26 protein-coding genes are annotated in these 21,883 nt (G+C 69.9%); 11 read left to right on the plus strand and 15 right to left on the minus strand.

The genetic code is table 11. The features are described 5' to 3' along the window. Positions 1 to 6: 6 nt before the first annotated feature. The 8 genes from ACIQU6_RS28310 to ACIQU6_RS28345 all read right to left on the minus strand — a co-directional run bounded on the left by ACIQU6_RS28310 (position 7) and on the right by ACIQU6_RS28345 (position 7,871). Entirely contained in the window at positions 7 to 816 is an 810-nt protein-coding gene (locus ACIQU6_RS28310) for a transketolase (RefSeq protein WP_403484510.1), read from the minus strand. Beyond that, positions 813 to 1,877 carry a M20/M25/M40 family metallo-hydrolase gene (locus tag ACIQU6_RS28315; protein WP_403484511.1) on the minus strand — a complete coding sequence of 355 codons (1,065 nt, stop codon included), beginning with the start codon at positions 1,875 to 1,877 and terminating at the stop codon, positions 813 to 815. Before ACIQU6_RS28315 ends, ACIQU6_RS28310 begins: the two co-directional genes overlap by 4 nt. Beyond that, positions 1,874 to 2,695 (minus strand): [LysW]-aminoadipate kinase, encoded by an 822-nt coding sequence (locus tag ACIQU6_RS28320; protein WP_403484512.1) that lies wholly within the window; start codon positions 2,693 to 2,695, stop codon positions 1,874 to 1,876. The genes ACIQU6_RS28315 and ACIQU6_RS28320 overlap by 4 nt, the downstream gene beginning before the upstream one ends. A 19-nt stretch (positions 2,696 to 2,714) precedes the next feature. Continuing rightward, positions 2,715 to 3,746: an N-acetyl-gamma-glutamyl-phosphate reductase gene (gene argC / locus ACIQU6_RS28325; protein ID WP_403484513.1), complete on the minus strand. Its 1,032-nt coding sequence runs from the start codon at positions 3,744 to 3,746 to the stop codon at positions 2,715 to 2,717. After that, positions 3,734 to 4,600 carry a RimK family alpha-L-glutamate ligase gene (locus ACIQU6_RS28330; protein WP_403484514.1) on the minus strand — a complete coding sequence of 289 codons (867 nt, stop codon included), beginning with the start codon at positions 4,598 to 4,600 and terminating at the stop codon, positions 3,734 to 3,736. Before ACIQU6_RS28330 ends, argC begins: the two co-directional genes overlap by 13 nt. Continuing rightward, a complete protein-coding gene (locus tag ACIQU6_RS28335) occupies positions 4,597 to 4,761 on the minus strand; it encodes a lysine biosynthesis protein LysW (RefSeq protein WP_403484515.1) in 165 nt (54 codons plus the stop codon). The genes ACIQU6_RS28330 and ACIQU6_RS28335 overlap by 4 nt, the downstream gene beginning before the upstream one ends. A 137-nt stretch (positions 4,762 to 4,898) precedes the next feature. Beyond that, entirely contained in the window at positions 4,899 to 6,185 is a 1,287-nt protein-coding gene (locus ACIQU6_RS28340) for a helix-turn-helix domain-containing protein (protein ID WP_403484516.1), read from the minus strand. A gap of 588 nt (positions 6,186 to 6,773) precedes the next feature. Continuing rightward, the gene (locus ACIQU6_RS28345) at positions 6,774 to 7,871 is read right to left on the minus strand and encodes a hypothetical protein (protein WP_403484517.1); all 1,098 of its coding nucleotides are present in this window, start codon (positions 7,869 to 7,871) and stop codon (positions 6,774 to 6,776) included. A 232-nt stretch (positions 7,872 to 8,103) separates the two neighbouring features. On the opposite strand from ACIQU6_RS28345, the gene ACIQU6_RS28350 reads away from it, so the two are divergent. From ACIQU6_RS28350 to ACIQU6_RS28375, 6 genes are all read left to right on the plus strand, one after another. After that, positions 8,104 to 8,616, plus strand: a complete 513-nt coding sequence (locus ACIQU6_RS28350) for a MarR family winged helix-turn-helix transcriptional regulator (RefSeq protein ID WP_403484518.1) — start codon at positions 8,104 to 8,106, stop codon at positions 8,614 to 8,616. Beyond that, positions 8,607 to 8,786, plus strand: coding sequence for a hypothetical protein (locus ACIQU6_RS28355; RefSeq protein ID WP_403484519.1), 180 nt, complete (start codon positions 8,607 to 8,609; stop codon positions 8,784 to 8,786). The genes ACIQU6_RS28350 and ACIQU6_RS28355 overlap by 10 nt, the downstream gene beginning before the upstream one ends. Further along, positions 8,756 to 9,589, plus strand: coding sequence for an MFS transporter (locus ACIQU6_RS28360; RefSeq protein ID WP_403484520.1), 834 nt, complete (start codon positions 8,756 to 8,758; stop codon positions 9,587 to 9,589). The genes ACIQU6_RS28355 and ACIQU6_RS28360 overlap by 31 nt, the downstream gene beginning before the upstream one ends. 150 nt (positions 9,590 to 9,739) lie before the next feature. Further along, positions 9,740 to 10,348, plus strand: a complete 609-nt coding sequence (locus ACIQU6_RS28365; RefSeq protein WP_403484521.1) for a Type-2Aa cytolytic delta-endotoxin — start codon at positions 9,740 to 9,742, stop codon at positions 10,346 to 10,348. A 292-nt stretch (positions 10,349 to 10,640) separates the two neighbouring features. Then, positions 10,641 to 11,210, plus strand: coding sequence for a TetR/AcrR family transcriptional regulator (locus ACIQU6_RS28370; protein ID WP_403484522.1), 570 nt, complete (start codon positions 10,641 to 10,643; stop codon positions 11,208 to 11,210). A gap of 161 nt (positions 11,211 to 11,371) precedes the next feature. Continuing rightward, a complete protein-coding gene (locus ACIQU6_RS28375; protein ID WP_403484523.1) occupies positions 11,372 to 12,568 on the plus strand; it encodes a GDSL-type esterase/lipase family protein in 1,197 nt (398 codons plus the stop codon). Between the two features lie 105 nt (positions 12,569 to 12,673). Here ACIQU6_RS28375 and ACIQU6_RS28380 read toward each other — a convergent pair whose 3' ends face one another. From ACIQU6_RS28380 to ACIQU6_RS28390, 3 genes are all read right to left on the minus strand, one after another. Next, complete coding sequence (locus ACIQU6_RS28380) at positions 12,674 to 14,122, minus strand: M64 family metallopeptidase (RefSeq protein ID WP_403484524.1); 1,449 nt, start codon at positions 14,120 to 14,122, stop codon at positions 12,674 to 12,676. A 99-nt stretch (positions 14,123 to 14,221) separates the two neighbouring features. Next, positions 14,222 to 15,601 (minus strand): cytochrome P450, encoded by a 1,380-nt coding sequence (locus ACIQU6_RS28385; RefSeq protein WP_403484525.1) that lies wholly within the window; start codon positions 15,599 to 15,601, stop codon positions 14,222 to 14,224. 352 nt (positions 15,602 to 15,953) lie between these two features. Beyond that, positions 15,954 to 16,124, minus strand: coding sequence for a hypothetical protein (locus ACIQU6_RS28390; RefSeq protein ID WP_403484526.1), 171 nt, complete (start codon positions 16,122 to 16,124; stop codon positions 15,954 to 15,956). A gap of 592 nt (positions 16,125 to 16,716) precedes the next feature. On the opposite strand from ACIQU6_RS28390, the gene ACIQU6_RS28395 reads away from it, so the two are divergent. Genes ACIQU6_RS28395 through ACIQU6_RS28405 form a run of 3 tightly spaced genes read left to right on the plus strand, consistent with a single transcriptional unit; the run spans position 16,717 to position 18,493 of the window. After that, complete coding sequence (locus tag ACIQU6_RS28395; RefSeq protein ID WP_403484527.1) at positions 16,717 to 17,070, plus strand: type VII secretion target; 354 nt, start codon at positions 16,717 to 16,719, stop codon at positions 17,068 to 17,070. A gap of 1 nt (position 17,071) precedes the next feature. Next, complete coding sequence (locus ACIQU6_RS28400) at positions 17,072 to 18,223, plus strand: WXG100 family type VII secretion target (RefSeq protein WP_403484528.1); 1,152 nt, start codon at positions 17,072 to 17,074, stop codon at positions 18,221 to 18,223. Positions 18,224 to 18,226: 3 nt separating this feature from the next. Next, the gene (locus ACIQU6_RS28405) at positions 18,227 to 18,493 is read left to right on the plus strand and encodes a hypothetical protein (protein ID WP_403484529.1); all 267 of its coding nucleotides are present in this window, start codon (positions 18,227 to 18,229) and stop codon (positions 18,491 to 18,493) included. 300 nt (positions 18,494 to 18,793) lie between these two features. On the opposite strand, the gene ACIQU6_RS28410 is transcribed toward ACIQU6_RS28405, so the two are convergent. Then, entirely contained in the window at positions 18,794 to 19,582 is a 789-nt protein-coding gene (locus tag ACIQU6_RS28410) for an amidohydrolase family protein (RefSeq protein WP_403484530.1), read from the minus strand. A gap of 97 nt (positions 19,583 to 19,679) precedes the next feature. On the opposite strand from ACIQU6_RS28410, the gene ACIQU6_RS28415 reads away from it, so the two are divergent. Continuing rightward, the gene (locus tag ACIQU6_RS28415; RefSeq protein WP_403484531.1) at positions 19,680 to 20,036 is read left to right on the plus strand and encodes a MerR family transcriptional regulator; all 357 of its coding nucleotides are present in this window, start codon (positions 19,680 to 19,682) and stop codon (positions 20,034 to 20,036) included. Positions 20,037 to 20,274: 238 nt separating this feature from the next. On the opposite strand, the gene ACIQU6_RS28420 is transcribed toward ACIQU6_RS28415, so the two are convergent. Genes ACIQU6_RS28420 through ACIQU6_RS28430 form a run of 3 tightly spaced genes read right to left on the minus strand, consistent with a single transcriptional unit; the run spans position 20,275 to position 21,325 of the window. Then, positions 20,275 to 20,802, minus strand: a complete 528-nt coding sequence (locus tag ACIQU6_RS28420; protein WP_403484532.1) for a hypothetical protein — start codon at positions 20,800 to 20,802, stop codon at positions 20,275 to 20,277. A gap of 55 nt (positions 20,803 to 20,857) precedes the next feature. Then, positions 20,858 to 21,169 carry a hypothetical protein gene (locus ACIQU6_RS28425; protein ID WP_403484533.1) on the minus strand — a complete coding sequence of 104 codons (312 nt, stop codon included), beginning with the start codon at positions 21,167 to 21,169 and terminating at the stop codon, positions 20,858 to 20,860. A gap of 12 nt (positions 21,170 to 21,181) precedes the next feature. Continuing rightward, on the minus strand, positions 21,182 to 21,325 hold the full coding sequence (locus ACIQU6_RS28430) for a hypothetical protein (protein ID WP_403484534.1): 144 nt from the start codon (positions 21,323 to 21,325) through the stop codon (positions 21,182 to 21,184). 342 nt (positions 21,326 to 21,667) lie between these two features. Between ACIQU6_RS28430 and ACIQU6_RS28435 the strand changes: the two genes are divergently transcribed. After that, positions 21,668 to 21,883, plus strand: a 216-nt coding sequence (locus ACIQU6_RS28435; RefSeq protein ID WP_403484535.1) for a hypothetical protein, incomplete at its 3' end; no start/stop codon positions are given.

The following is a 21,883-nucleotide window of genomic DNA, read 5'->3' on the forward strand; positions in this document are numbered from 1 at the left end:
CTCCGTTCAGGATCGTTCGCCGCGCATCACCGCCGCACGAGCACGCCGGTGCCCGCGCTCGGTGAGTCGGACGTAGTGGCTGCGGGCCTGGCCTTCGATGTAGGGCAATCCCCTGCCCTTGACCGTGCGGGCCAGCACGACGGTCGGTCTGCCTGGGGTGTGCGGGATACCCGACAGGGCCGTCCGCAACTGGTCCGGGTCGTGCCCGTCGACCTCATGCACCGTCCACCCGAAGGCACGCCAACGGTCCCCCAGCGGCTCAAGGCCCACGGTTTCCTCGGTGTCACCGCTGATCTGCAGCCCGTTGCGGTCCACGATCGCCACCAGCCGGTCCAGTCGCCGGGCACCGGCGGCCATCGCGGCCTCCCAGACCGAGCCCTCCTGCAGTTCGCCGTCGCCGAGCACGACGAAGCAACGCCGGTCGCTCCCGTCCAACCGTGCGGCGAGCGCGAAGCCGACGCCGAGCGGCAGTCCGTGCCCGAGCGACCCGGTCGGCATCTCGACCCCGGGGACGGCCGGGTTCGGGTGTGCGGTGAACATGCTGTCCGGAGCGCCGTAACTCGCCAGCCACTCCTCGGGGAAGAAGCCCCGCTCCGCCAGGGCGGCGTACAGTCCGATCGCGCCGTGGCCCTTGCTCAGCAGCAGGATGTCCCGGTCCGGCGCCCGCGGCAGCCGCGGGTCGATCCGCAACACGTCGTGGTAGAGCGTGACCAGGATCTCGACCAGGGACATCGATCCGCCGAGGTGGCCGCCTTCCGGGTTGGCGCACATCTGCACGATGAGTTCCCGTGCCCTGCGCGCGTGGTCGTCGCTCATCGGCCCTCTCTGGTGAGATGCCCGTCCAGTTCGGTCAGCGCCCGGGTCAACACCCGGATGCCGAACAGGTACTCGGGCAGTCTGATGTGTTCGGTGTCGGAATGGTCCAGGCTGCTGTCCCCCGGCCCGTACGTGGCCATGGGCATCGTCCACTCCTCCGCGAGCGTGTTCATGTCGGAGGTGCCGGTCTTCACCTTCGCCCTCGGGCTGCCGCCCTGCGCCCGGATCGCGACCGAAAGGGCCCGCACCACGGGATCGTTGCGGCCGACCCGGCAGGCACGCACCGTGTTGACGACCTCAAGCGTGCCCGGGGCCGACCGCTCGGACAGCGCCGTCACCAGGCCCGCACCGTCGAAGCCCGGAGGAGTGCGGATGCTGAACTCCGCGGTGGCGCAGGTCAGTTCGCCGTTGATCGACGTCAGGGTCGGGCCGGGAGAGTCGAATCGGGCATGGCTCGCCTCCGGGCCGAGCAGTTCCAGGAGTTCCGTCCATGCTCGGGCCGCCAACTCGGACGCCTTGGGCACGACGTTGCTGGGGTGGGTCGCCTCGCACCGCACGTGGTAGCGGAGGTCGATTTTCCCCTTGTACCCCAGGACGACCGTGTCGCAGCCGCTGGGCTCGCCGATGATCAACGCGTCCGGTGGCTCGTGCGTACGACGGATCTCCACCGCGCCCCGGGACATCGTGGTCTCCTCCTCCACCGCCCCCACGACCACGATCCGACCGCGGAACCCGGTACTCCCGGCGGCCGCGCAGATCATCGTGGCGAGCGGCCCCTTGGCGTCGACCGCACCCCTGCCGTACAGGAGATCGCCGTCCAGCCGGACCGGGACGTCCCCCGGCACGGTGTCCATGTGCCCGAGCAGCATCACCGTCGGGCCCGGGCCGTGCCGGATCTCCCCGACCGCGTTGCCCGCCCTGTCGATCCGCGCGGTGAGACCGGCTCCGCGCATGGCGTCCACCACGTAACCGGCCAGCTCCGCCTCCGCGAAGGACGGTGAGGGAATCCTCAGCATGCCGTGGAGCAGTTCGATCGCGGCCGGGTCGGAAAACCCTGTCACTCTTCCTCCAGGAGCACTTCGGTGCACGAGCCCGCCAGGGCCTCCTGGACCGGATGCGGTCGACGGCCGTCCGCGATCAGGACGCGGTCCACACCGGCCAGCAGTGCCTCCCGAGCCGCGATCAGCTTGACCGCCATTCCTCCGGTGACCACCGGAGGCGCTCCCCGGCGGGGAACCCGGCAGACGGGGAGCACCGACCGTTCGTCGTACTGGTCGGCCAGCACCCCACCCGCCCCGGTGAGCAGCACCAGGGTGCTCGCCCGGACGGCGCCCGCGACGGCCGCGGCGGCGCGGTCCGCGTCCGTGTTGAGCACCCGGCCGTCCTGGGCCAGGGCCGGTGGCGACACCACGGGCAGCAGTCCCGCCGCGAGCAGCGTGGACAGCAGGTCGCCGTTCACTTGGACGATCCGTCCGGTGTGGTCGTCCCTGACCACGAGCCGGCGTCCGTCGATGACTGCGCGGTGCGCCGGCTTGCGGGCGGCCACGAGAAGTCCGGCGTCCAGACCGGTCAGCCCGACCGCGTTGGCCCCGCATGCGCGCAGGGCGGCCAGCAGACGGGGCTTGACGGAGCCGACCAGCGCCATCTGCACCACTTCGAGAGTGCGGTCGTCGGTGTACCGGCTCGACACCCCGTTCGGGGCGACGAGCCGGCGGGAAGGCACTCCGAGGCGTTCGGCGAGGCCGTCGATGTCGGCCGAACCGCCGTGGACGAGGATCACCGGCCTGTCGCCGCGGTGTATCGCGGCGACGTCCGCGCAGATCGCATCCGACCGAACAGCGGCGTTCCCACCGCACTTGACCACGAGCATGTCTCGCATGTGCTTTATCAGCCTCACGTCAGTTCGGGTGCAGTCCGGGGAATTCCAGCCCCGTCCGCTCCGGCCAGCCGAAGCGGACGTTCAGGCATTGCACCGCGCCGCCCGCGCCGCCCTTGACCAGGTTGTCCAAGGCTCCGATCAGGGCCACGGTGCCGTCATCGGCGGACACCGCGAACCCGACGTCGCAGAAGTTGGATCCCGTCAGGATCTTCGGCTCCGGCAGCCGGTACAGGCCGTGCCGTTGGGCGATGACCCGGACGAACGGCTCGTTCTTGTACGCCGCGCGGAACGCGGACCGGACCTCTCTTTCCGTCACGCCGGACGCCACCTTCGCGTGACACAACACCTGCACGCCGCGGACCGCCTCGACGCCGGTGGCGGACATCCGCACGGTGCGACCGGTGGCCTGGGCGATCTCCGCCTCGTGCCGGTGCCGGGAGGGCGCGAACACCCGGAAGGCACCGCTGCGTTCAGCATGGGCGCCGGCGGGTCCGCTGGAAGCCCCCGATCCGCTGGAACCGGTCCTGGCGTCCACCCGGACCGTGCCCTCGATCAAGCCCGCCTCGGCCATCGGCCGGACCGCGAGGATGCCGGCGGTGGCCATGCAGCCGGGAATCGAGATCCGGTCGCTGGAGGCCAGTTGGGCGCGATGCCATTCAGGCAGCCCGGTGGTGAATTCGGGGATCAGATGGGGTGCGCTGTGCGTGACTCCGTAGTAGGAGGCGTAGGTTTCGGGGTCGCGTAGGCGGAAGTCTCCGGACAGGTCGATGACGGTCTCGGCCAGCTTCAGGAAACCGGCCATCTTGCCCATCGTTTCCCGATGCGGAGCGGCCAGGAAGAGCACCTCGAAGTCGGCGCTCTCCAATGCGTCGTGGCCGACGAAGCACAGGTCCGTGTGGCCGCGGAGATTGGGATGGGGGCCGTCGACCCGACGCCCGGCGAAGCGGTCGGACGTGGCCGCCACGACCGTGACGCGGGGATGACCGAGCAGCAGGCGCAGCAGCTCGCCGCCGATGTAACCGGATGCCCCGACGATCGCTACTCGGAGCATGGGCGTGACTTCGTCAGGAGGTGGTCGACGATCCGGTCGGCGACGGAAACCGTGTCACCGAGGGCCTGTTGCAGACCGGAGAACTCGACACCGTGGTTGACCTCCAGGACGAGGACCTCTCCCGTCTCGTCCTCGATCAGGTCCACACCGGCGATCTCGGCCTCCACCGCCTGCGCGGCCATGACCGCGAGTTTCGCGATGTCCGGTGTCAAGGTACACAGTTCGCTCACGGCGCCCCTCGCCACGTTGGTCCGCCAGACCTCGCTGCGCCGGTAGGTCGCGGCAAGCGCTTCGCCGCCCACCACGACGACCCGGATGTCCCGTCCCGGTTTGGCTATCCACTCCTGCAGGTAGACGATCCGAGACTGCGGCGAGGGCAACGCGGCGATGTACTCCATTACGGTTTCCGCGGTCTGCCGATCCGGCAACGCGGAGACCAGCCGCCCCCACGAACCCTGCAACGGCTTCACCACAGCCGGGTAGCCGAGGGTCTCCAGAGCCGTCAGCGCCGCTTCCGGGGTCAGCCCGAGGGCGGTTCGCGGCGTCGGGAGTCCGGCCTCGACCAGCGCCACGGACGTCCGCCACTTGTCCCCGCACAGTTCGGTCGCCCGCGCCGAGTTGACCACCGTCGCCCCCGCCGACTCCAGCGCGTTGGCCGCGTACGTCGCCCTGGCGAGCCCGATCTCCCGGTTCAGCACGATCGGGCGGGGGCCGCGGTCACCGAGTTGGTGCCACCACTCACGGCTGTCGATGTGCCGATGGGCGATCCCTCTGCGACCGAGGGCTTCGAGGATGCTTTTCTCACTGGCCCGCACCCGAGAAGCGAGTACGGCGAGGGGCACCGCGCGGCTCACTCGCCCCAGTCCTCTTCGACCTCCGGCGCGAGCGCGGCCCGTATCGGATCCAGCGTGAGGATCTCCAGTTCGCTGGCGCACTCACCACATTCCACGATTTCGCCGATCACCGGCGTTCCGGCGGGAACCACGGAGTTTTCGCATTCCGGGCAGGTGACCATTTCCCGTTCCTTTCATTGACTGCCACTGGATACGGGTAAACGTAATGGCCGTTCCGGGTCCCGATAGGCAGAACCAGCGGCAGTCTCAGCGGCCCGAATCGCCCCCGCCGGGGTGCGGTCCTGGTCGGGGTGCGGTCCTACACGTACAGCAGCCGCACCAGGTGCAGCGCCGTGAACCGCTCCGGCAGCTGGGCGCCCGCCGGCCGCACCAGGCCGTGGATCAACAGCGCGTGCAGGGCGGCGGGGGGATCCGGGACGAGGTGGTCGATGTCCGCGACCGTCCAGTGCGGACGGTCCGCCACCTCGGCCAGCACGTGGCGGTAGCGCTCGGCCACGACGTCGACGCTGCGCGCCAGGGAACGCAGCAGGTTCTGGCAGGTGCAGCCCGTCGGCGAGGAGAGGAGGTGCGAGTCACGACCGGCCCGGGCCAGCAGGAGCTCCGGCGAGTACACCAGGCACCAACCCGCCGCGTATTCAAGGGCCCTGGGGACACCGTCGAGCCAGCGGCACAACTGCGCCACCGCGTGCGCGTTGTCCTCCCGCAGCCGGAACCCCGGCCGCGACCGGCGCATATGGGACAGGAACAGCGCCACGGACGCGACCTCGCTCAGGCGGGCGTGGTCGTAGTCCCGCGCCTCCTCCGGCACGGCCATCGCGGTGAGCGGCAGCACGCGCTCGCCCGGCAGGTGGCGCGGCGCCAGGCCCGTCACCACAACGCGCAAACCTGGGCAACGCCGCAGCAGTTCGCCGACGTCCACGCTGCCGGATCCCGGAGCGTCGTCGCCGTCGATCACCAGCAGTTCGCGTCGCTCGCCGATCGCCCTGGCGAGGTCGTCGGTCAGGTCGGTGGCGCGCGTCGGCGGCTCGTCGGAACCGGAGTCGGCCGCCGGGACCACACCGCAGCACAGTGGGTCCCCGGCCAAGGCGTGCCACCCGACCCGCCAGCCCCTGGCGCGCAGCAACTTGGCCGCCTCCAGCACCAGATGCGTCTTGCCGATGCCGCTGATTCCGACCACGCTCACCAGGCGGTGGCCGTGCACGGTCACCTGGTCGAGCAGCACCTGCAACTCCGCTTCCCGGCCCACCAACGCGCCGGGCGGAGCGGGCGGCGCGGGCAGTTCGAACAGCGAGGCCCGATGGTCCGCCGGGCTTCCGCCGGCGGCGTGCAGTTGCAGGCGCTCCGGGTCGCCCAACCGCAACGCGTCGGCGAGCAGCCCCACACTCTCCCGCCGGGGCCGTCGCACCCTGCCGCTCTCCAGGTCCCGGATCGCGCGGACGCTCAACGTGGCGAAGTCCGCCAGCTGTTGCTGGGTCAGTCCGGACCGGCCCCGATGGCTCTTCAGGAGCTCGGCGAAGGGGACCGCCCCGGCATGCCCCGCCGACGGTGCCGACTTCTTTCCGACAGCATGCGGACTGACGTTCATGCGCCGGTCGGTCTTCCCATAGGCGTCCCCGAACGCGACGTGCCCGAGCCCTTCCCTTTCCCGGTCACGAATTTCGCGGACTGCTTCCCGTAGTTTATTGCTCACGGATCCGGGCGCCCTTTCTCTGCACGATCCTGAATTCAGAGTGAGGAATGCTGGAAAAGTCCCGGCCGACGCCGTTCGACCGTTCCCCTCCCGCTCATCCAGGATGGTGAGCACCCGTCCCGGAATCCACCGACGGAACCGTTCACCAAGTGCTCTGACACCAAGGCGAGGGGTGAACACAACACCCACGGAGCCTCAATCAACGGCAAGACGGACAGATGCGACTGCCCTCCCGGAGTGCCGCCCACGGGCCGCCCAACGCCTCGGCCCGCAAGCTGGCGTGGCCCCCAGACCCGGGGCAGGTGCACACGAAGATCGTGGAGGGCTCTCCCACCTCCGTGGGTGGGGCTGTTCCGCCGCCCCGGCGCCGGGTGGCACGGCGCCGGGGGCTCTCCTCGCCTACGCGGGAGCAGCGGCCTCTTCGGGAAGCCGACGCGTCGACAGGTGGACCAACCGGCCGTGGTGCTGCCGGAGCGCGGCCACTCAGTGTGCGGGAGCCGCCTTGCGCAGGGCGGTGATGCAGGTGGCGATGGCCTGTTGGAGCTCTTCCAGCCGCTGGACCATGTCGTCCTCGTAGATGTCGTCGGCGTCGTCGAAGGTCAGCTCCTCGAACACCTTCGTCGCCTTCTGCAGGCTGCTGTAGAACTTGGTGCGGCGTTCCTGGACGCGCAGTGCGGGGTCGTCCTCGACGGCCTGGACCACGAGGCCCTTGACCGTGTCGTACGCCTCGGTGACCCACTCACCGGCCTCCTCGTCGTCGTCCAGTTCGTCGAGGAGGGACAGGTGTCGCTCGGCCTCCTCGCGGAGTTCGACGGGCGCGTCGACGGTCTGTCCGGCCGGGGTCTTGATCTGGCCGTTCTCCACGATCTGACGCACGTATCCGATGCGGTCGGCCGCCCGGCTCTCGGTGGCCACCGCCTTCTTCAGCTCGTCGGTCCGCAGGACGTCGCGGGCCAACTCCGCCTGCAGGGCGGGGTCTTCCTTGATCCGGTCCAGCAGCGCAGCCTGGGCGGCCTTGGCGGTTGAGGGGTCGGCGAGGATCGCGGCACGCAGCGCGGTGGGGTTCTCCGCGACCTCCAGGGCCTTGGTCGGCCGGATTCCCTCGGCCTCGGCCGCGGCGGTGATCGCGGTGCCGCGCACGGACGTGGCGCTGTTGCGGGAGCTGTAGTACGAGAGCCACATCTCGGCATCCGGCAGCTCGACGTCCGCGCCGGGGGCCAGCGCCTCGAACTGCGGGACGACACCGTCATCGGCGGCCATGTCCCACGCCTTGTAGAACCGCATCACGCGCTCCGGCGAGCACTCGGCCAGCTCGGCGAACTCCTTCGCGGAGACCTTCGGGGTCTCCCCCGCAGCCTGCCCACCGGGCCGCACGCTGCGCGCGACCTTCAGCGCGAACGCCCAGCCGCCGGTCCGCGCGTACGCCCCGAACTCGCGGGCATCCCGCACGATCAGGTCGTCCGCAGCACCCGCTGCGACCTCATCGCCGGACGACGCCCCCTCGTCCCAGAAATTCTCTTCTTCCGACGTCTCGTCGACGGGCGGGACGGCCGGTTCGGACGCAGCGGTCGCTACGGTCACGGGAACTCCCCAGATCAATGCGGGTTGCAGAAGACAGAGCGAGCAGCCTATATGAACCCGTTCACGCGGTTTGCGGGCTCCCTTTCAAGCGATCAGCGGGCGACCGACAGCCCTTATGGACGATCTTGCGGAATGCGATCACCGCGGGGAGCGGCCCCCGCCGGCACAGGAGCGTCCCACGCGAGTCGGCGAAATACAACAGCACTTATATAAGCGCTGCTATGGTTGCGGGATGAGCGGCTCCCCCACCACCGACCCCGGCAGCGATCCCGGTCAGGAGAGCCTGTGGCGGCCCCTGCGGCTGTTGCAGGAGCGGATGGATGCGGAGATCGCGCGGGTCTATGCGGAGCGGCGGATCGAGGGGCTGAAGCCCAGTTTCGTGCAGGAGTTGTTGCGGCTGCACGCCTGCGGGCCGATGACGATCACGGAGTTGGCCGAGTCGGTCGGCCGGACGCATTCCGCGCTCAGCCAGAAGGTGGCCGCGATGCGGGCGGCCGGCTGGGTCGAGACCGTGACCGGCGAGGACGCGCGCAGCAAGCGGGTGGCGCTGACGGACCAGGCTCGGGGCGCCATCGGGCGGTTGGCGGCGGAGTGGCGGGCAACCGAGGCCGCGCTGGCGGAGGTTGAGGCCGAGGTCCCGTATCCGCTCTCCCGGGTTGTCGTCGACATCGAGCGGGCGTTGGAACGCAGGAGCTTCCACGACCGGATCGTGGAGAAGCTGGCGGCGGATCCCGCATGGGAATGAGGCGCGCGCTGATCGACGTCACGCCGCTGCGGACGTCGCGGGCCTTTCGACGGCTCTGGGTCGGCCAGACGCTCTCCGGGTTCGGCGGCCACATGACGGTCGTCGCCGTGATGTTCCAGGTCTGGCAGATGACGCACAGATGCTGGTCGGGCCGGCGTTGGCCGGGCTGATACTGGGCGGGCCGGGGGTCGGTGCCTGTTACGCGCTGGACGCGCTCAGTTTCGCCGGTGCGTTGTACGGGGCGTTGAGGCTGCCGTCGATCGCGGCGGGCGGGGGACGGGAGGGGGACGCCGGGTCGGCGCGGGCCGGACTGCGGGACGTTGCGGACGGGCTCGCCTTCCTGGTCCGCACGCCCGCCGTTCGCGGGGCGTTGCTGACGGATCTGGCAACCACCGTGCTGTCGATGCCGATCAGCCTGTTCCCGCTGGTCAACGCCGAACGCTTCGGGGGCAGTCCGCGCACGTTGGGCCTGTTGCTGTGCGCGGTCTCGATCGGCGGCATCGCTGCCTCGCTCTTCTCCGGGGCGTTCACCAGGCTGCCCGGGCCCGGTCTGGTCATGCTCGGCGGCTCGGCGGGCTGGGGCCTGGCGCTCGTCCTGTTCGGTCTCGCGCCCAACAGGTGGCTGGCGTTGGCCTGTCTGGTCCTCGCGGGTGCGGCGGACACCGTTTCCGTGGTGTCCCGGAGCACCATCGTCCAGTCCCACACCCCGAACGCGTTGCTGGGGCGGGTCGGCGCCGCGGAACAGACCGTGGGCCAGGCCGGGCCGGACCTCGGCAACATGCGGGGCGGGGTGGTGGCGAACGCAACGTCGGGAACGGTGGCGTTGGTCAGCGGTGGGGTGCTGTGTCTGGCGGCCGTCGTGACGGTGGGGGTCCTCACGCCGGGGCTGCGGGGGCGGAGCGGGCAGGGCGGGCGGAGTGCCGCTGCGGGTTCCGTTGGGCCTGCGGGCCCCGTTGAGTCCGCGGGTTCCTGACCTCGTCCGGTGATGGACCATCAGGGTCGTTCGCCTCCACGCCTCCGCCCGGGGCACCGGACGCAGGGAGAGGGCGGTGACGCCACCGTGCGGGCGCGGGGGCATACTTCCGGTCGGCGCGACGCGATTTCCCGCATGTGAGGAGCAGTCATGTCCGACCAGCCCGCCGCCGAGGAGACGGCCTGCGAGGCCCCGTTCAAGACCGTCTTCGAGGTGGGCTCCGCCGCCCTGGAACGGGTGCAGGCCGTTGCCGACGCGTTCCGGCACGCGATCGCGCCGGCAACCGTGGATGTCGACTTCGGTGAGGTCAGCCGGGCCGCGAGCGCCGTTCCCGAAGGCTCCACCGTCAAGATCGTCCGCGGTTGGGGCCTTCAAGAGACCGCGCCGATCGGCGTGATGGTGATGTCTCTTCGGGAGGCGGTCCGCCAGGCACTCCCCCACCCCTTCGGCAACCCCGCCTTCTGGGAGAAGACCGAGGCCGACCTCACCGAGGTCTTCGTCGGCCTGCGCGACCGAGGCGGCGCGCACTTCTCCTTCCACGACGCCTCCCCCGACAGCACCGGCTACCGCTACAACCTGCTGTTCGCCCTCCAGGACGCGGAGACCGAGGGCTCCCTCTACGCCGTCGCCTTCTGCGTCAACGTCACGATCGCGCTGGGCCCGGACGAGATCGGCGCTCTCACCATGGACGACGTCGTACGGTGCGCGATCCGCGTCAACGCGATCGCGGTGCGGCAACCGGTCCCGACGACGGCCTGATCCAGGCAGTGATCTGAGACCGGCCGCGGTCAGAGCCAAGTGGCGCCCTGACAGGGCGAGTTGCTGACGGCTGGGTACCGGTGGGGATGCGGACGCAGGAGCTCCCCACCGGCACCCCACCCTCGCCGCACGCTCGCCCCCGCCCGTGCCTGCGCCGACGTCTACAGGCACGCCCATGCCCGTATCCGCGTGCGCACACCTCCACACGACAACCACCCGTACCTAAGTGCTACACTCACTTCCCTAAAGCATTTAGGGAAAAGCAAGAGCACTCAAGGGAGCGGCAACCGTCATGGTGCGCGTAGGGCTGACCACGGAACGTCTGGTCCGGGCGGGGGCCGAGCTGGCCGACGAGGTGGGCTTCGAGCAGGTGACCGCCTCGGCGCTCGCCAGGCGGTTCGACGTCAAGGTCGCGAGCCTGTACTCGCACGTGAAGAACTCGCAGGACCTCAAGACCAGGATCGCCCTGCTCGCCCTGGAAGAACTCGCCGACCGGGCCGCCGAGGCCCTGGCGGGGCGCGCCGACCGGGACGCCCTGACCGCCTTCGCCAACGTCTACCGCGACTACGCCCAGGAGCACCCCGGCCGCTACGCCGCCGCCCAGTTCAGGCTCGACCCGGAGGCCGCGGCGGCGAGCGCGGGCGTCAAGCACGCGCAGATGATGCGGGCGATCCTGCGCGGCTACCACCTGACGGAGCCGGACCAGACCCATGCCGTACGGATGTTGGGCAGCGTCTTCCACGGTTACGTCAGCCTGGAGTTGGCCGGAGGGTTCAGCCACAGCGCGCCCGACTCACAGGAGTCCTGGTCACGCGTCCTGGACGCCCTCGACGCCCTGTTGCGGAACTGGCCCGCGCGCTGAAGGCCGGCACGGCAACCACCGCGCCACCGCCCAACCGGCCCGACACACCCGCAACCGCGACCGCAGCAACTGCCGCATCCGCAACGGCTCGGATCTTCCGAACCACCCCTCCCACCCACGCCCCCGACCAACCGGCCGCCGACGCCAGCAGAGGCAACGAGATGAGCACCGAGCAGCACACCTTGATCACCACCCCCCTCACCCCGGACCTCGTGCGCGGCGCGCTCGACCTGGAGCGCACCGCACACGGCCTGCTACCGCACCGGCTGCCCGCACGGGCCCGCGCCCAGTACGCGGACGGCCAGCTCGCCATGGCCGAGTCCCAACCCTCCGGCGTGCGACTGGCGTTCCGTACGCGGGCCACCGTCGTCGAGTTGGAGACGCTGCCCACCAAGCGGGTATACGTGGGCGCGCCGGCCCGCCCGGACGGGGTGTACGACCTCCTCGTCGACGGCCAACTCACCGGCCAGGCAAGCGTGTTCGGCGGTGCCACCCTCACCATCGACATGGCCGCCGGCGCCTTCGAGCACCAACCCGGACCGACCGGCACCCTGCGCTTCGGCGATCTGCCGGACCGCGTCAAGGACGTCGAGATCTGGTTGCCGCACAACGAGGCCACCGAGCTCGTCGCGCTGCGCACCGACGCCCCCGTCGAACCCGCGCCGGACCGCGGCCGCAAGGTATGGCTGCACCACGGCAGTTCGATCAGCCACGGCTCGGACGCGGCCAGCCCGACCACCACCTGGCCCGCGCTCGCCGCCTCCCTCGGGGGCGTGGAGCTGATCAATCTGGGCCTGGGCGGCAGCGCGCTGCTCGATCCGTTCACCGCCCGCGCGCTGCGCGACACCCCCGCCGATCTGCTCAGCATCAAGATGGGGATCAATCTGGTCAACGCCGACCTGATGCGGCTGCGCGCCTTCACCCCGGCCGTCCACGGCTTCCTCGACACCGTCCGCGAGGGCCACCCCACCACCCCGCTGCTGGTCGTCTCGCCGATCCTGTGCCCCATCCACGAGGACACCCCCGGCCCCTGCGCTCCGGACTTCAGCTCCCTCAGCACCGGGCAACTGCGGTTCCTGGCCACGGGCGATCCGGCGGACCGCGCGAACGGCAAGCTCACCCTCAACGTCATCCGGGACGAGCTGGCCCGCATCGTGGCACAGCGCGCCGCCGAGGACCCCAACCTCTACTACCTCGACGGCCGCGAGCTCTACGGTGAGGCGGACTTCGCCGAGTTGCCGCTGCCCGACGCCCTCCACCCGGACGCGGCCACGCACCGCCGCATCGGTGCACGCTTCGCCGAGTTGGCGTTCTGCGACGACGGTCCGTTCGGGGAGCAGGCCGAAGCCGGTGCCTGAGAGCGGGCAGGAACGGGTACGGGCGCGGGCGTACCGGTCACCCGGTACACCCGCGCCCGCCCGGGACGCGCCTGCCTGGGAAGCCCGACAGCGGGACCTCCCCCGCTAACGCCCCGCCCGTCCAGGCACCGTCGCGGCATCCGGCGTCGCCACGACCTGGGAGGCGCGGTCCGTACCGGAGCGTCCGCCGGAGCCCGTGCCGCGTTGCACGGTCCAGCCGGTGGAGCCGGTCAGGTTGGCGCGGACGGCCGGGTCGCGTACCGCGGAGGTGGCGTCGGTGACGGTCGCCGTCAGACGGTGTCGGCCGCTCCCGACCGCCAGTTGACGGAGCGTCACACGATCGCGGTCGCGGTAGTCGCGCAGTTCGCGGCCGTCGAGATACCAGCGGACGAGTACCGCGCCGTGCGCGGCGTCGCCCGCCCGGGGCAGGGCCAGGCGCGCCGTGGTACTCCCCCGTTGGGTTCGATCGACCGGGGCGGCCGGCGAGGCGTGCCGGTAGAACCCGGCGATCATGGCTTCTGCGCCGGGCAGGTTGAAGGGCCTGCCGAGGGTGCGCATGAGGGAGTCGGCCGTCGGGCGGTACAAGCCCTTCACGTAGTAGTTGCCGCCCTCGAACGCGCCGACCGTGCCGCCGTCCGGCGAGGCCGCGCCCAGCCAGCGGTACCACTTGGTGCGCTCGGCGGCCATGGCGTCCGCGCTCAACACGGACGAGTTGGCCTCCGGCTTCTCGGGCCCGGTGTACTGCTGGTACGCGGGGATGCCTGGATAGGAGTACTCGTCGGCCAGTTTGCCGAGGGAGTGGCCGGTCTCGTGGACGGCGACCTGACTGGACGCCTCGTCGTGCGCGGAGGCGGTGGCGATGCCTTCGTAACCGCGCGTCGGACTGGCCTCGTTGTAGCCGGCGCCGCCGTACTTCGCGCTGTTGGCGAGCACGATCACCAGGTCGGCCTGCGGCGCCTTGGCGACGTAGGAGTCGACCTTCCGCTGGTCGATGCAGAGCAGGCGCTCGGTGTCGTCGCACCAGAAGTGCGCGCCGAGCGCGGTGTTGCGGACGACGTCCTTGCCGGGATCCCCACTGACCCCGCTGTCCTGGGAGACCGCGTCGACGGTCCAGACGTTGAAGAGCTTCTGGTAGGTGCGGTACGGCTCCACGCCGAGGAAGTCGTGCCACTTCTGCTTGGCGTCGGTGTGGAACTGGTCGAGCTGGTCCGCGGTGTAGCCGTCGCCGACCACGACGACGTCGAGCCGGTCCTTGGGGTCACCGTTGTCGATGACCTTGGTGACGCGGCCGTCGGCGCCCCCTGCGGCGGAGGTCAGGCCGACCGGGGTCAGACCGGCGGCTGGGGCGCGCGGGAAGCTACGGGGAACGTAGCGATAGCCGGATCCCGCCGGACCGTCGGCGGCCGCCGGGTCGTCGGACGCCGGGCCGGGGACTTCCACCCGGACCCGGGGGCCCGGATCGGCGGCGGCCGGGGCGGAGAGTCCGGCGAGCGCAAGCGTGCACGCCCCCGCGACGGCGCATATTCGTCTGAGGTGACGTTGAGTCAAGCGCATCAAATCTCCTTACTGGGGGGTTGGTTGAGAAAGAATCAGGAACAGGTGAGGGAGGTTACGGCACCCGCCCCGTTCCCCTACCCGACGGTCGGAAGCGCCCTAGCCCCGCAGGCTCACCGTCATGTGGATGTCGTCGGCCGCCCACAGGACGAACCGTTCGATCGGCGTCACCTCGTGACCCGGTACGGGCCGGAAGCGGAAGCGCTTGAGCAGCACGGCCAGCGTCAACTCGGCCTCGACGGTGGCCAGTGTGGCGCCCTCGCAGCTTCGCGGTCCGAAACCGAAGGGGATATACGCCAACCTCGGCCGCCCGGCGGCCTCTTCCGGCGTGAAGCGCTCGGGCCGGAACCGCTCCGGCTCGGGCCAGTAGTCGGGGTTCATGTGCACGGCCCAGAACGGACAGAAGACCGTCGTCCCGGCCGGGACCTCGTAGTCGCCCACCACGAGGGCTTCGGACGTCTCCCGCGCGCCGTACGGGCCGGGCGGATAGAGCCGCATCGCTTCCTTGAGCGTCATGTCCAGGTAGCGGAGTCGGCGCAGATCGGCGTAGTCGGGTGCCGCGCGCGTACCGAGTACCTGGTCCAGCTCGTCGGCGACCCGTTCGGCGACCTCGGGGTGCTGGCCGAGCAGATGCAGGGTCCAGGACACCGCCACCCCGGTCGTGTGGTGGGCGGCCAGCATCGTCACCATGACGGTGTCGCGGATGCGTGCGGGCCGCTCGCCGGCCGCCACGAGCGCGCCGATCAGATCACTCCGGTCCGTGCGGCCGCCGGAGCGGTGTGCGCCGACCAACTCGTCGACGGTGGCGCGTAGTTGGGTCAGTGCGGCGTCGGCCCGCTCTTCGCGCGCGGCTTGCAGGTCCGCGGACGGCGCGTCGTAGAGCCGTCCCAGATGGGCGGTGAGCACGTCCTCGAACGCGGCGACCACGCCGTCCGGATCGGCCACTTCGCCGCCGAGCGCATACCCACCGATCATGCGCAACGACAGCGCCGTGAGGTCCTCCTGCAAGGCGACGGACGCCCGCTGCGCGCCGTCGGGCCGGCCGAGTTGGGCAGCTTCCCCAGCCTGCTCCGCCTCCTCGGCCCCCTCGGCCTGCTCCGCCCAACGGTCCGCGAGCCCCGTCACCAACTCCGTGAACCGCGCGAGGTGCCGCTCGTGGGACGGCCGTCCGGCGAGTGCGGACAGCAGCAGTTGCCGCCACGGCCCGTGCTCCTCGGCCGGCATCACCTGGAGGTTGCCCGCCTCACAGAGCGGGTCCAGGAACGCGAACAGCCGCTCCGGCCGCCTGTCGATGCCCGCCGCGGCCTCCAACAGCACCGGATCGGCGATCGACACCGCCTCACCCGCGCCCGGGAGTTGGAACCGCACGACGGGCCCGTAGTCGGCGTGCAGTTGGAGTTGGTACGTGTGCAGCCCACCCGCGGCCGCGAGGGCGCCCGCCCCACCATCCGCCCGGGCCTCAGGACCAGGGATGTTCATGACGACCGCCCCTTCAGTTCACCGTCAGCCCGACGCACAGGGCACTTCAGCACACGCAGCCCGATCGTACGGGCTCGCCCCCGGGCCGGGCAGGGCCGCATCCGATCCGACTGACGGCCGCGGCCGTGACGATGAACGTCATTCTTCTTGCGAACCGGATCGTCAACTGGTCCCGAACGAGCGCCGATTCGAGAGGGTCGCTCCGTCCCGTCGGGCAGCTCCCCGTCACGCTCTTCGACCTGTTGGTACTCGCGCGGCCGCGGTGCCGGTGCTTGGCGCGGTGAGGGGAGCGAGGGGCGCCCCGCGGAGTGAGGTGACGGCGCTCTCACCCCGCGGCGACGGCCGGCGCGCGTCAGCGGTCCACGGTCGTCCGCAAACCGCCCGCGATCCGCTGCCACTTCGTGTAGACGTCGAGGAGTTCGTCCGCCGACGCACGATCGATCTCGTCGTCGAAGCGCCGGGCGAGGGACGGACTGGCTAGTGCCTCACGAATTCGCTCGATGGTCCATGGCACGCTACTCATACCGTCCTCCCTGGTCCGACGCGGTGAAGCTGTCCAAGATACCGGCCTGGACCAGGCACCTGAAGCGCTTTGCCCCAACCACAACCCGAAGAGGCGAATGCTGGGAGCGGAGTTCCCGACGGCGTACGCCGAGGGGTACCCCGGGCGCGCGAGACATCGGCCGTCAACGAGGAGAAGCTCGCGCGGGCGCGTCGGCAGAGAACAACGAAGGGGCCGCCCCTCGTCACGAGGAACGGCCCCTGCTACCGAGCGCCTGGCCGGCCTTGCACCTGCATCTCCCACCGGTTGGTGGACGTCTTTCCTTGGACCACAGACGCACGACTCCCGCCCGCTGCCGCGGACCGAAGCTGCGCCATGATCATATCGGATCCCAGGGGCACTCCGTCCACTTCGTCGACGGCGCGGGCAACCACCGAAGCGGCATCCCCGAACTCGGCGCGAGGCAAGGGAAGTTGCGTCGTGCGCGCTCCAACCCGAGCGTTGGGCGCCACGCGGAAACGCCGGGAGGTAAAGCCCCGGCCAAACCCGTATCGGGAACGCGTTAAGGCCCTTTGGCGCACGGCCGTTCCCCGCCGTACCCCTGGAGCCTTGCATGAACGTGAACGGGGGAAGCGAGATGAGTGGGCAGTTCGGTGTCGATCCCACGGCACTGACGGATCTGGCAGGCAAGTTCGACCTTGAGGCGAAGGACCTGGGCGCGCCGGTCCAGGCATTTGCGACCTCCTCGGCGGAGGTCGGGGAGGCGTTCGGCATTCTCGGTGCCTGTGACGGCGCGCTGGACAAGTACCTGAAGCTGCTGAACAGCACGATGAAGGCGTTGAGTCAGCTCCCCGAGGTGCTGACCGGTGACGCGGACCGGCTGCGGACCAACGCCGCTGCCTACAAGGACGCCGACCAGACGGCCGTGGGCCACCTCCAAGCCGTAACGCGCTTTCAGGGGGCCTGAGTTGAGTGTCAACAGTTTCATCGACGGCAAGGTCCTGGAGATCCTCCAGGCATTCGGGGTGGACCTCCCCGGCGGCAACGGTGACACGCTCCGCGAGATCGCACGGTCCTGGGACACCATGGGCAACGAGTTGCACAAGGTCGTCCGCGCCCTGGACACCGCGATCGACAGCCTTGACAAACAGGGCTGGCACGGCGCGGCCCGCGACGCGTTCGAGAAGCACTGGCACGACCAGCGGAAGACACTCACCGACGTCGCGAACAACTTCCACCACGTCGCGGACGGCCTGCGGTCCTACGCCAACGAGATCGACAAGATCAACGAAGAGATCATCGACATCTGCGTCCAGATCGCCGAGATGGAGGTGCTCGGGCTCGCGCTGTCCGCCTTCACCGGGTTCCTCTCCGACCTCGTCGCCAACACAGCCGTAGCCGCCAAGGTCGCCAAAGTCGTGGACCTGGTCAAGCTGTTCACCACGGCGGCGGAGAAGGTGGCCGCCCTCCTGGAGCGCTTCAGCGGACTGAGCGAGGAGAGCGCGGCGGCACTGGAGAAGGTGCTCACCTCGATCGCCCGGATCAGCGGGCAGTTCCTCAAGAAGGGGGCGGAGAGCTTCGCCACCAACTTCGTCGCCGACTCCGGCAGCCAGATGATCAACCAGGCCCTCACCGGCCAGCCGATAGACGTGCAACAGGACCTCGCCACCGCCGGCAAACAGGCCGCGGGCACGGCCCTGTTCACCGCGGGGGGGGCTTCGCTGGCGGACGGCGCCAAACTGACCGGTGCGATCGGCAAGGTGCTCAGCGGCGAGGGCCGAGCCGGCAACGCCGCCAACGGGGCGCTCGGCAGCGTCGCCGGCGGCCTGACCGCCGACCTTACGGACGACAGCAAAGACGCCGCGAGCACGGTATGGGACGTGGGCACCAACGCCGCCACAGGGGCCACCGGCAACGCAGCGGGCCACCTGGCCTTTCAACACCTGGAAGAACACGGCAGTTTCGGCGGCCTACACCTCAGCGACCGAGGCAAGGTCGCCGATGCTGCCTACAAGAACTCCGTCACCACCGGCATCAACACCGCGATCCACGAAGCAGGCGCCGGCATCGAGTCCGACATGCAGGACCTGTCCAAGAAAGCCGAAGAAGGAGGCAAGTAGCCCGTGGCCGCCGAACCCGGAAGCGTCGTCCTGGCCGGCGTCGCCCACATCAGCCACAGCGCCGCCACAGACTGGCTCGGCACGGTCTTGATGCTCGTCGGGTTCTTCGCGGGGATCCCCCTCATCGTTGCCGGGGTCGCCTTCACCCGCGCCCTTCTCGGCGTCAAAGACCGCAAGACCTGGTTCAACTACGCCTTCGGCCCGGCGGTCCTCCTGGTCGGCCTCACCCTCACCGTCTGCTGTCTCGGCCGCGCCTTCCGGCTGCTGTAACGCACACTCGCCACCCCGGCTATCCAGACCCAGAGGAAATGATCCGGCGCTGTCCCACGGAGCAAGCGATCGAAGTGATGGAGCAGGACGAAGGACCGTGCTGTGCGGATAGCGCACGGAGCACGCGCTTCGTCCCCTCCCCACCCTTGCAGGCGCCCAACTGCCCCAGCGAAGGCCCGAGCACCATCCCTACCTGAGCTACGTCGCCCGCCGTCATGTGATCCTGAGCGCTCCAGATGGCGGCGTTCGCCATCCGAAGCGCTCGATCCGTCGGCACCGCACCCGGGGACGGGGCCCGCCTCAGCCGAGTCCGACCAATTCGGCGATCGTCCCGCCAAGCACCCGGTCGCGAACCTCACCGGGGCTGGTGACCCGCTCCACCATCGCCCGGGCAAGGACCGGGTCGCCGTAGGGGGCGTCCGAGCCGAACAGGGTCCGGTCCGGAATCTCCTTGATGGCCAGCCGGACCGCGAAGACGATGTTGGCCATGGACAGCTCCAGGTACATGTTCGGGGTGTCCCGCACCAGTTCAATGGCCTGTATCCAGTACAGCCCTCCGAGCTGACTGACCACCAACGGAACCGTTGGATACCGGCTGGCGAGAGTCGACAGCGTCATCAAATCGTCCGCCGTGGTCGGCGCGAATCCGTGCACGACCACGGGAAGCCGACCGTGATCGGCCGCCGCCTGGAGCACCGGTTCGATCACCCCTGCCCGTCCAGGCGGCGGCGTCAGCTCACCGATCCCGTGCAACCCACGCCCGACGACCTCGCGTTCCACGATCGCGGCAATCCGCTTCGGCTCCAGATCCAGCGGCACGGACAGGAAGCCGATGAACCGCTCCCGCCATGCGGCGAGTGCCGCGTCCAACTCCTGCCACGCGCCGCGATACCCCTCGACCGTGCCGGCCCGCCCTGCGATGGCTTCGTCCAGGATCGCCATCTCCCTGCGCAACGAGGCGAGGTCCCCGGCCCGCTCCGGGTGTGGGCGGGTAGCGAACAGCACGGCGCGGTCGACCCCGGCCTCCTCCAGCAGCCCCACATGCGCTTCGACGGAGTCGTGGACGTGGCTGTGCGCATCGATGATCAAGACTTGCTCCTCCTTGGCAACCGGCCCGGAATGCGACCGACCAATGCACTGTTGCTCCCTGACACCGCGGGAAGGTCAAGCCAAAGGGAGCTGGTCAGTGCTGATCGGGGAACTGTCGCGTCGTGCCGGAGTCAGCGAGCGTCTGCTGCGCTACTACGAGCAGATGGAGCTGATCCGCTCACAGCGCCGCGCCAACGGCTATCGCGAATACGACGACCAGACGGTGCAGACAGTGCGGCGCATTCGCGCCCTGCTGGCAGCCGGCCTACCCACCCGCATCATCCGACAGGTCCTGCCCTGCACCTTCGACGAGACGACGCTGCGCCCTTGTCCCGGCGTCCTCACCAGTCTCCGCGCCCAACTGCACGTCCTTGACCAACGCGCCGCCGATCTGGAGGCCGCACGCCGCCTTCTACGCCGAACGATCGCCGCCACCGAGAACGCGGCAAACTGAGACCCGGTGTCAGGCACCCGCATCATCCGCACATCACCACGTTCACGACAGGACAACCGCAGCCAACCCCGCAAGCGCCAGGTGAAGGACTCACCCCACCAAGTCGACGGCTCATCCGCCGAGCGAAGCACTCATGCTCTCGGATCTCCCCGCCTGCGGTCACATGACGGGTAGTCAATTGGCCGCGAAAATTATCACTGTGGGTGACTCAGGATCGGCTCGATGGTTCCGGCCGTCATCATTCGTGTGCGCCGGCGCTGCCTACTGCGCCGCCGACCAACTCGATCAGCTGAGGGTCCGCCAACAGCACCACACGGTCGGCCGCGAGGTTGAACCCGGGCACGGGATTCCCATAGTCGCCCTGGCCCGTCATGATGACCGGCTTGCCCAGCCGCCGGCCGATTTCCCCCAGGAACTCGCACAGGGTGTCCACTCCGGCTTGACCCTGCAGTTCGCGAAGGTCGACGTCGAAGTCGATCTCGTCGGCGGACATGGGACGGAAGATCGCCAGCGCATCCGGGACCGGCCAGACCCGCAGATCTGCAGCATCCGCATCGGCGGGGCGCGACAGCACCTCCACGGCCGACGGCAGCGGCCCAGGAACGCCTCCCTCCGAGTACTCCCACGTCCATCCGCTCGACCGGATCAGGTCGAACACGGCCTCCCAGTCGGCAACCGAGGCGTCCGGCACGCACACGTCCGGCAGAGCCCCCATCAGGTCAGGATCGAAGAAGTTCCTGACGTCACCCCACCACAGATCCGGCATCCCACAATGCTGCCCGCCAGCCCGCCCGAACGCAGCCCAATTTCCTTGACGAACCTCACAGAACTCCACCGCACCCGTCTTGACGTTGACCGCAGGGAGAGACGGGAAGCGGCGTCGCCGTAACGGCGCGCAACCGGCCCTCTATCCCCGGGCCGTACACGGGGAAATGATCAAGGGGATACGAGGGCGGCGCCTCGATCCGGGCCATCGCCGACCCGTGGGACGGGCGTGGCAAGTAACTGCCGTGCCCGTGGCACAGGGCGAGTGCGTCCAGGACGGCCGCGGTGTCCAGCAGGTCGTCGCGGTGCTCCAGCGCCATGCTGCTGACTTGGGAGTTGATGAGATCCTGGTGGCCGGTGCTGTGCACGGCCGCCAGGTCCTAGCGCTCGTGGACGTGCACGTACAACTGGGCCGGGATGAGTTCGCCGATGCGGACGAGGTGGTTTCCGTACGCGGCCTGAGCTGCCCGGCTGGTGGACCAGCCGGGCCACGGCAGGCTCGGAGAGGCTCGATGTGCACCCATGGGCCAGGAAGCTACCGACCTGTTGGCGCCCGCGGGCCGGGACGGGTCGTCCCGCGCCAAGCTGCCCGCCTCACGTCACGTGGCCACGAACTGGACGCCGTGGTCACCGTCGTGACCCATCCAGTGACCGATGGCCGGGACAGTCGCTGCGCCGGCGGGGGTGACCGGTGGCCGGCCTCGACACAAAGTTGTGAGTGACGTTCATCGGCCGTGAGTGTGAGGGCGTCCTGGCGAAGAAACCCGCTGCCAACAGGGCACCGCAACTTCCGTGCTTTGACTTGCCGCCCAGGAAAGTACGCGCTACTTTCTCCTCAGGAAAGTAATCCCCCAAGGAGGAAAAGCATGGATGCGCCCAGCCCCGCCGAGGCCCGCGATGCCCTGGCTCGGGTCCGCCAAGTCCGCCTCAACACCACCGACTCGCTGCGCCCGCCCTGGTGGCTATGGGCCGCGGCCGGCGCCGTCATGACGGTGTTCTACGCCGCCAACGACTTCGGCCCCGTAGGCCAGGAGACGGCCGCCCTCGGCCTCGGCACCCTTGGCGTCGCCTGGGTCATCGCA

The organism is Streptomyces sp. NPDC090442, assembly GCF_044769405.1.
Classification (GTDB): Bacteria; Actinomycetota; Actinomycetes; order Streptomycetales; family Streptomycetaceae; genus Streptomyces.

Bases quoted from the DNA above. Each gene is read 5' to 3' on its own strand.
- argC (WP_403484513.1), bottom strand. From the start codon at position 3,746: ATGCTCCGAGTAGCGATCGTCGGGGCATCCGGTTACATCGGCGGCGAG.
- ACIQU6_RS28360 (WP_403484520.1), top strand. From the start codon at position 8,756: ATGCTGGTCGGGCCGGCGTTGGCCGGGCTGATACTGGGCGGGCCGGGG.
- ACIQU6_RS28320 (WP_403484512.1), bottom strand. From the start codon at position 2,695: ATGCGAGACATGCTCGTGGTCAAGTGCGGTGGGAACGCCGCTGTTCGG.
- ACIQU6_RS28390 (WP_403484526.1), bottom strand. From the start codon at position 16,124: ATGAGTAGCGTGCCATGGACCATCGAGCGAATTCGTGAGGCACTAGCC.
- ACIQU6_RS28420 (WP_403484532.1), bottom strand. From the start codon at position 20,802: ATGCCGGATCTGTGGTGGGGTGACGTCAGGAACTTCTTCGATCCTGAC.
- ACIQU6_RS28355 (WP_403484519.1), top strand. From the start codon at position 8,607: ATGGGAATGAGGCGCGCGCTGATCGACGTCACGCCGCTGCGGACGTCG.
- ACIQU6_RS28340 (WP_403484516.1), bottom strand. From the start codon at position 6,185: ATGAACGTCAGTCCGCATGCTGTCGGAAAGAAGTCGGCACCGTCGGCG.
- ACIQU6_RS28370 (WP_403484522.1), top strand. From the start codon at position 10,641: ATGGTGCGCGTAGGGCTGACCACGGAACGTCTGGTCCGGGCGGGGGCC.
- ACIQU6_RS28395 (WP_403484527.1), top strand. From the start codon at position 16,717: ATGAACGTGAACGGGGGAAGCGAGATGAGTGGGCAGTTCGGTGTCGAT.
- ACIQU6_RS28350 (WP_403484518.1), top strand. From the start codon at position 8,104: ATGAGCGGCTCCCCCACCACCGACCCCGGCAGCGATCCCGGTCAGGAG.
- ACIQU6_RS28385 (WP_403484525.1), bottom strand. From the start codon at position 15,601: ATGAACATCCCTGGTCCTGAGGCCCGGGCGGATGGTGGGGCGGGCGCC.
- ACIQU6_RS28335 (WP_403484515.1), bottom strand. From the start codon at position 4,761: ATGGTCACCTGCCCGGAATGCGAAAACTCCGTGGTTCCCGCCGGAACG.
- ACIQU6_RS28310 (WP_403484510.1), bottom strand. From the start codon at position 816: ATGAGCGACGACCACGCGCGCAGGGCACGGGAACTCATCGTGCAGATG.
- ACIQU6_RS28380 (WP_403484524.1), bottom strand. From the start codon at position 14,122: ATGCGCTTGACTCAACGTCACCTCAGACGAATATGCGCCGTCGCGGGG.
- ACIQU6_RS28365 (WP_403484521.1), top strand. From the start codon at position 9,740: ATGTCCGACCAGCCCGCCGCCGAGGAGACGGCCTGCGAGGCCCCGTTC.
- ACIQU6_RS28375 (WP_403484523.1), top strand. From the start codon at position 11,372: ATGAGCACCGAGCAGCACACCTTGATCACCACCCCCCTCACCCCGGAC.
- ACIQU6_RS28430 (WP_403484534.1), bottom strand. From the start codon at position 21,325: ATGGGTGCACATCGAGCCTCTCCGAGCCTGCCGTGGCCCGGCTGGTCC.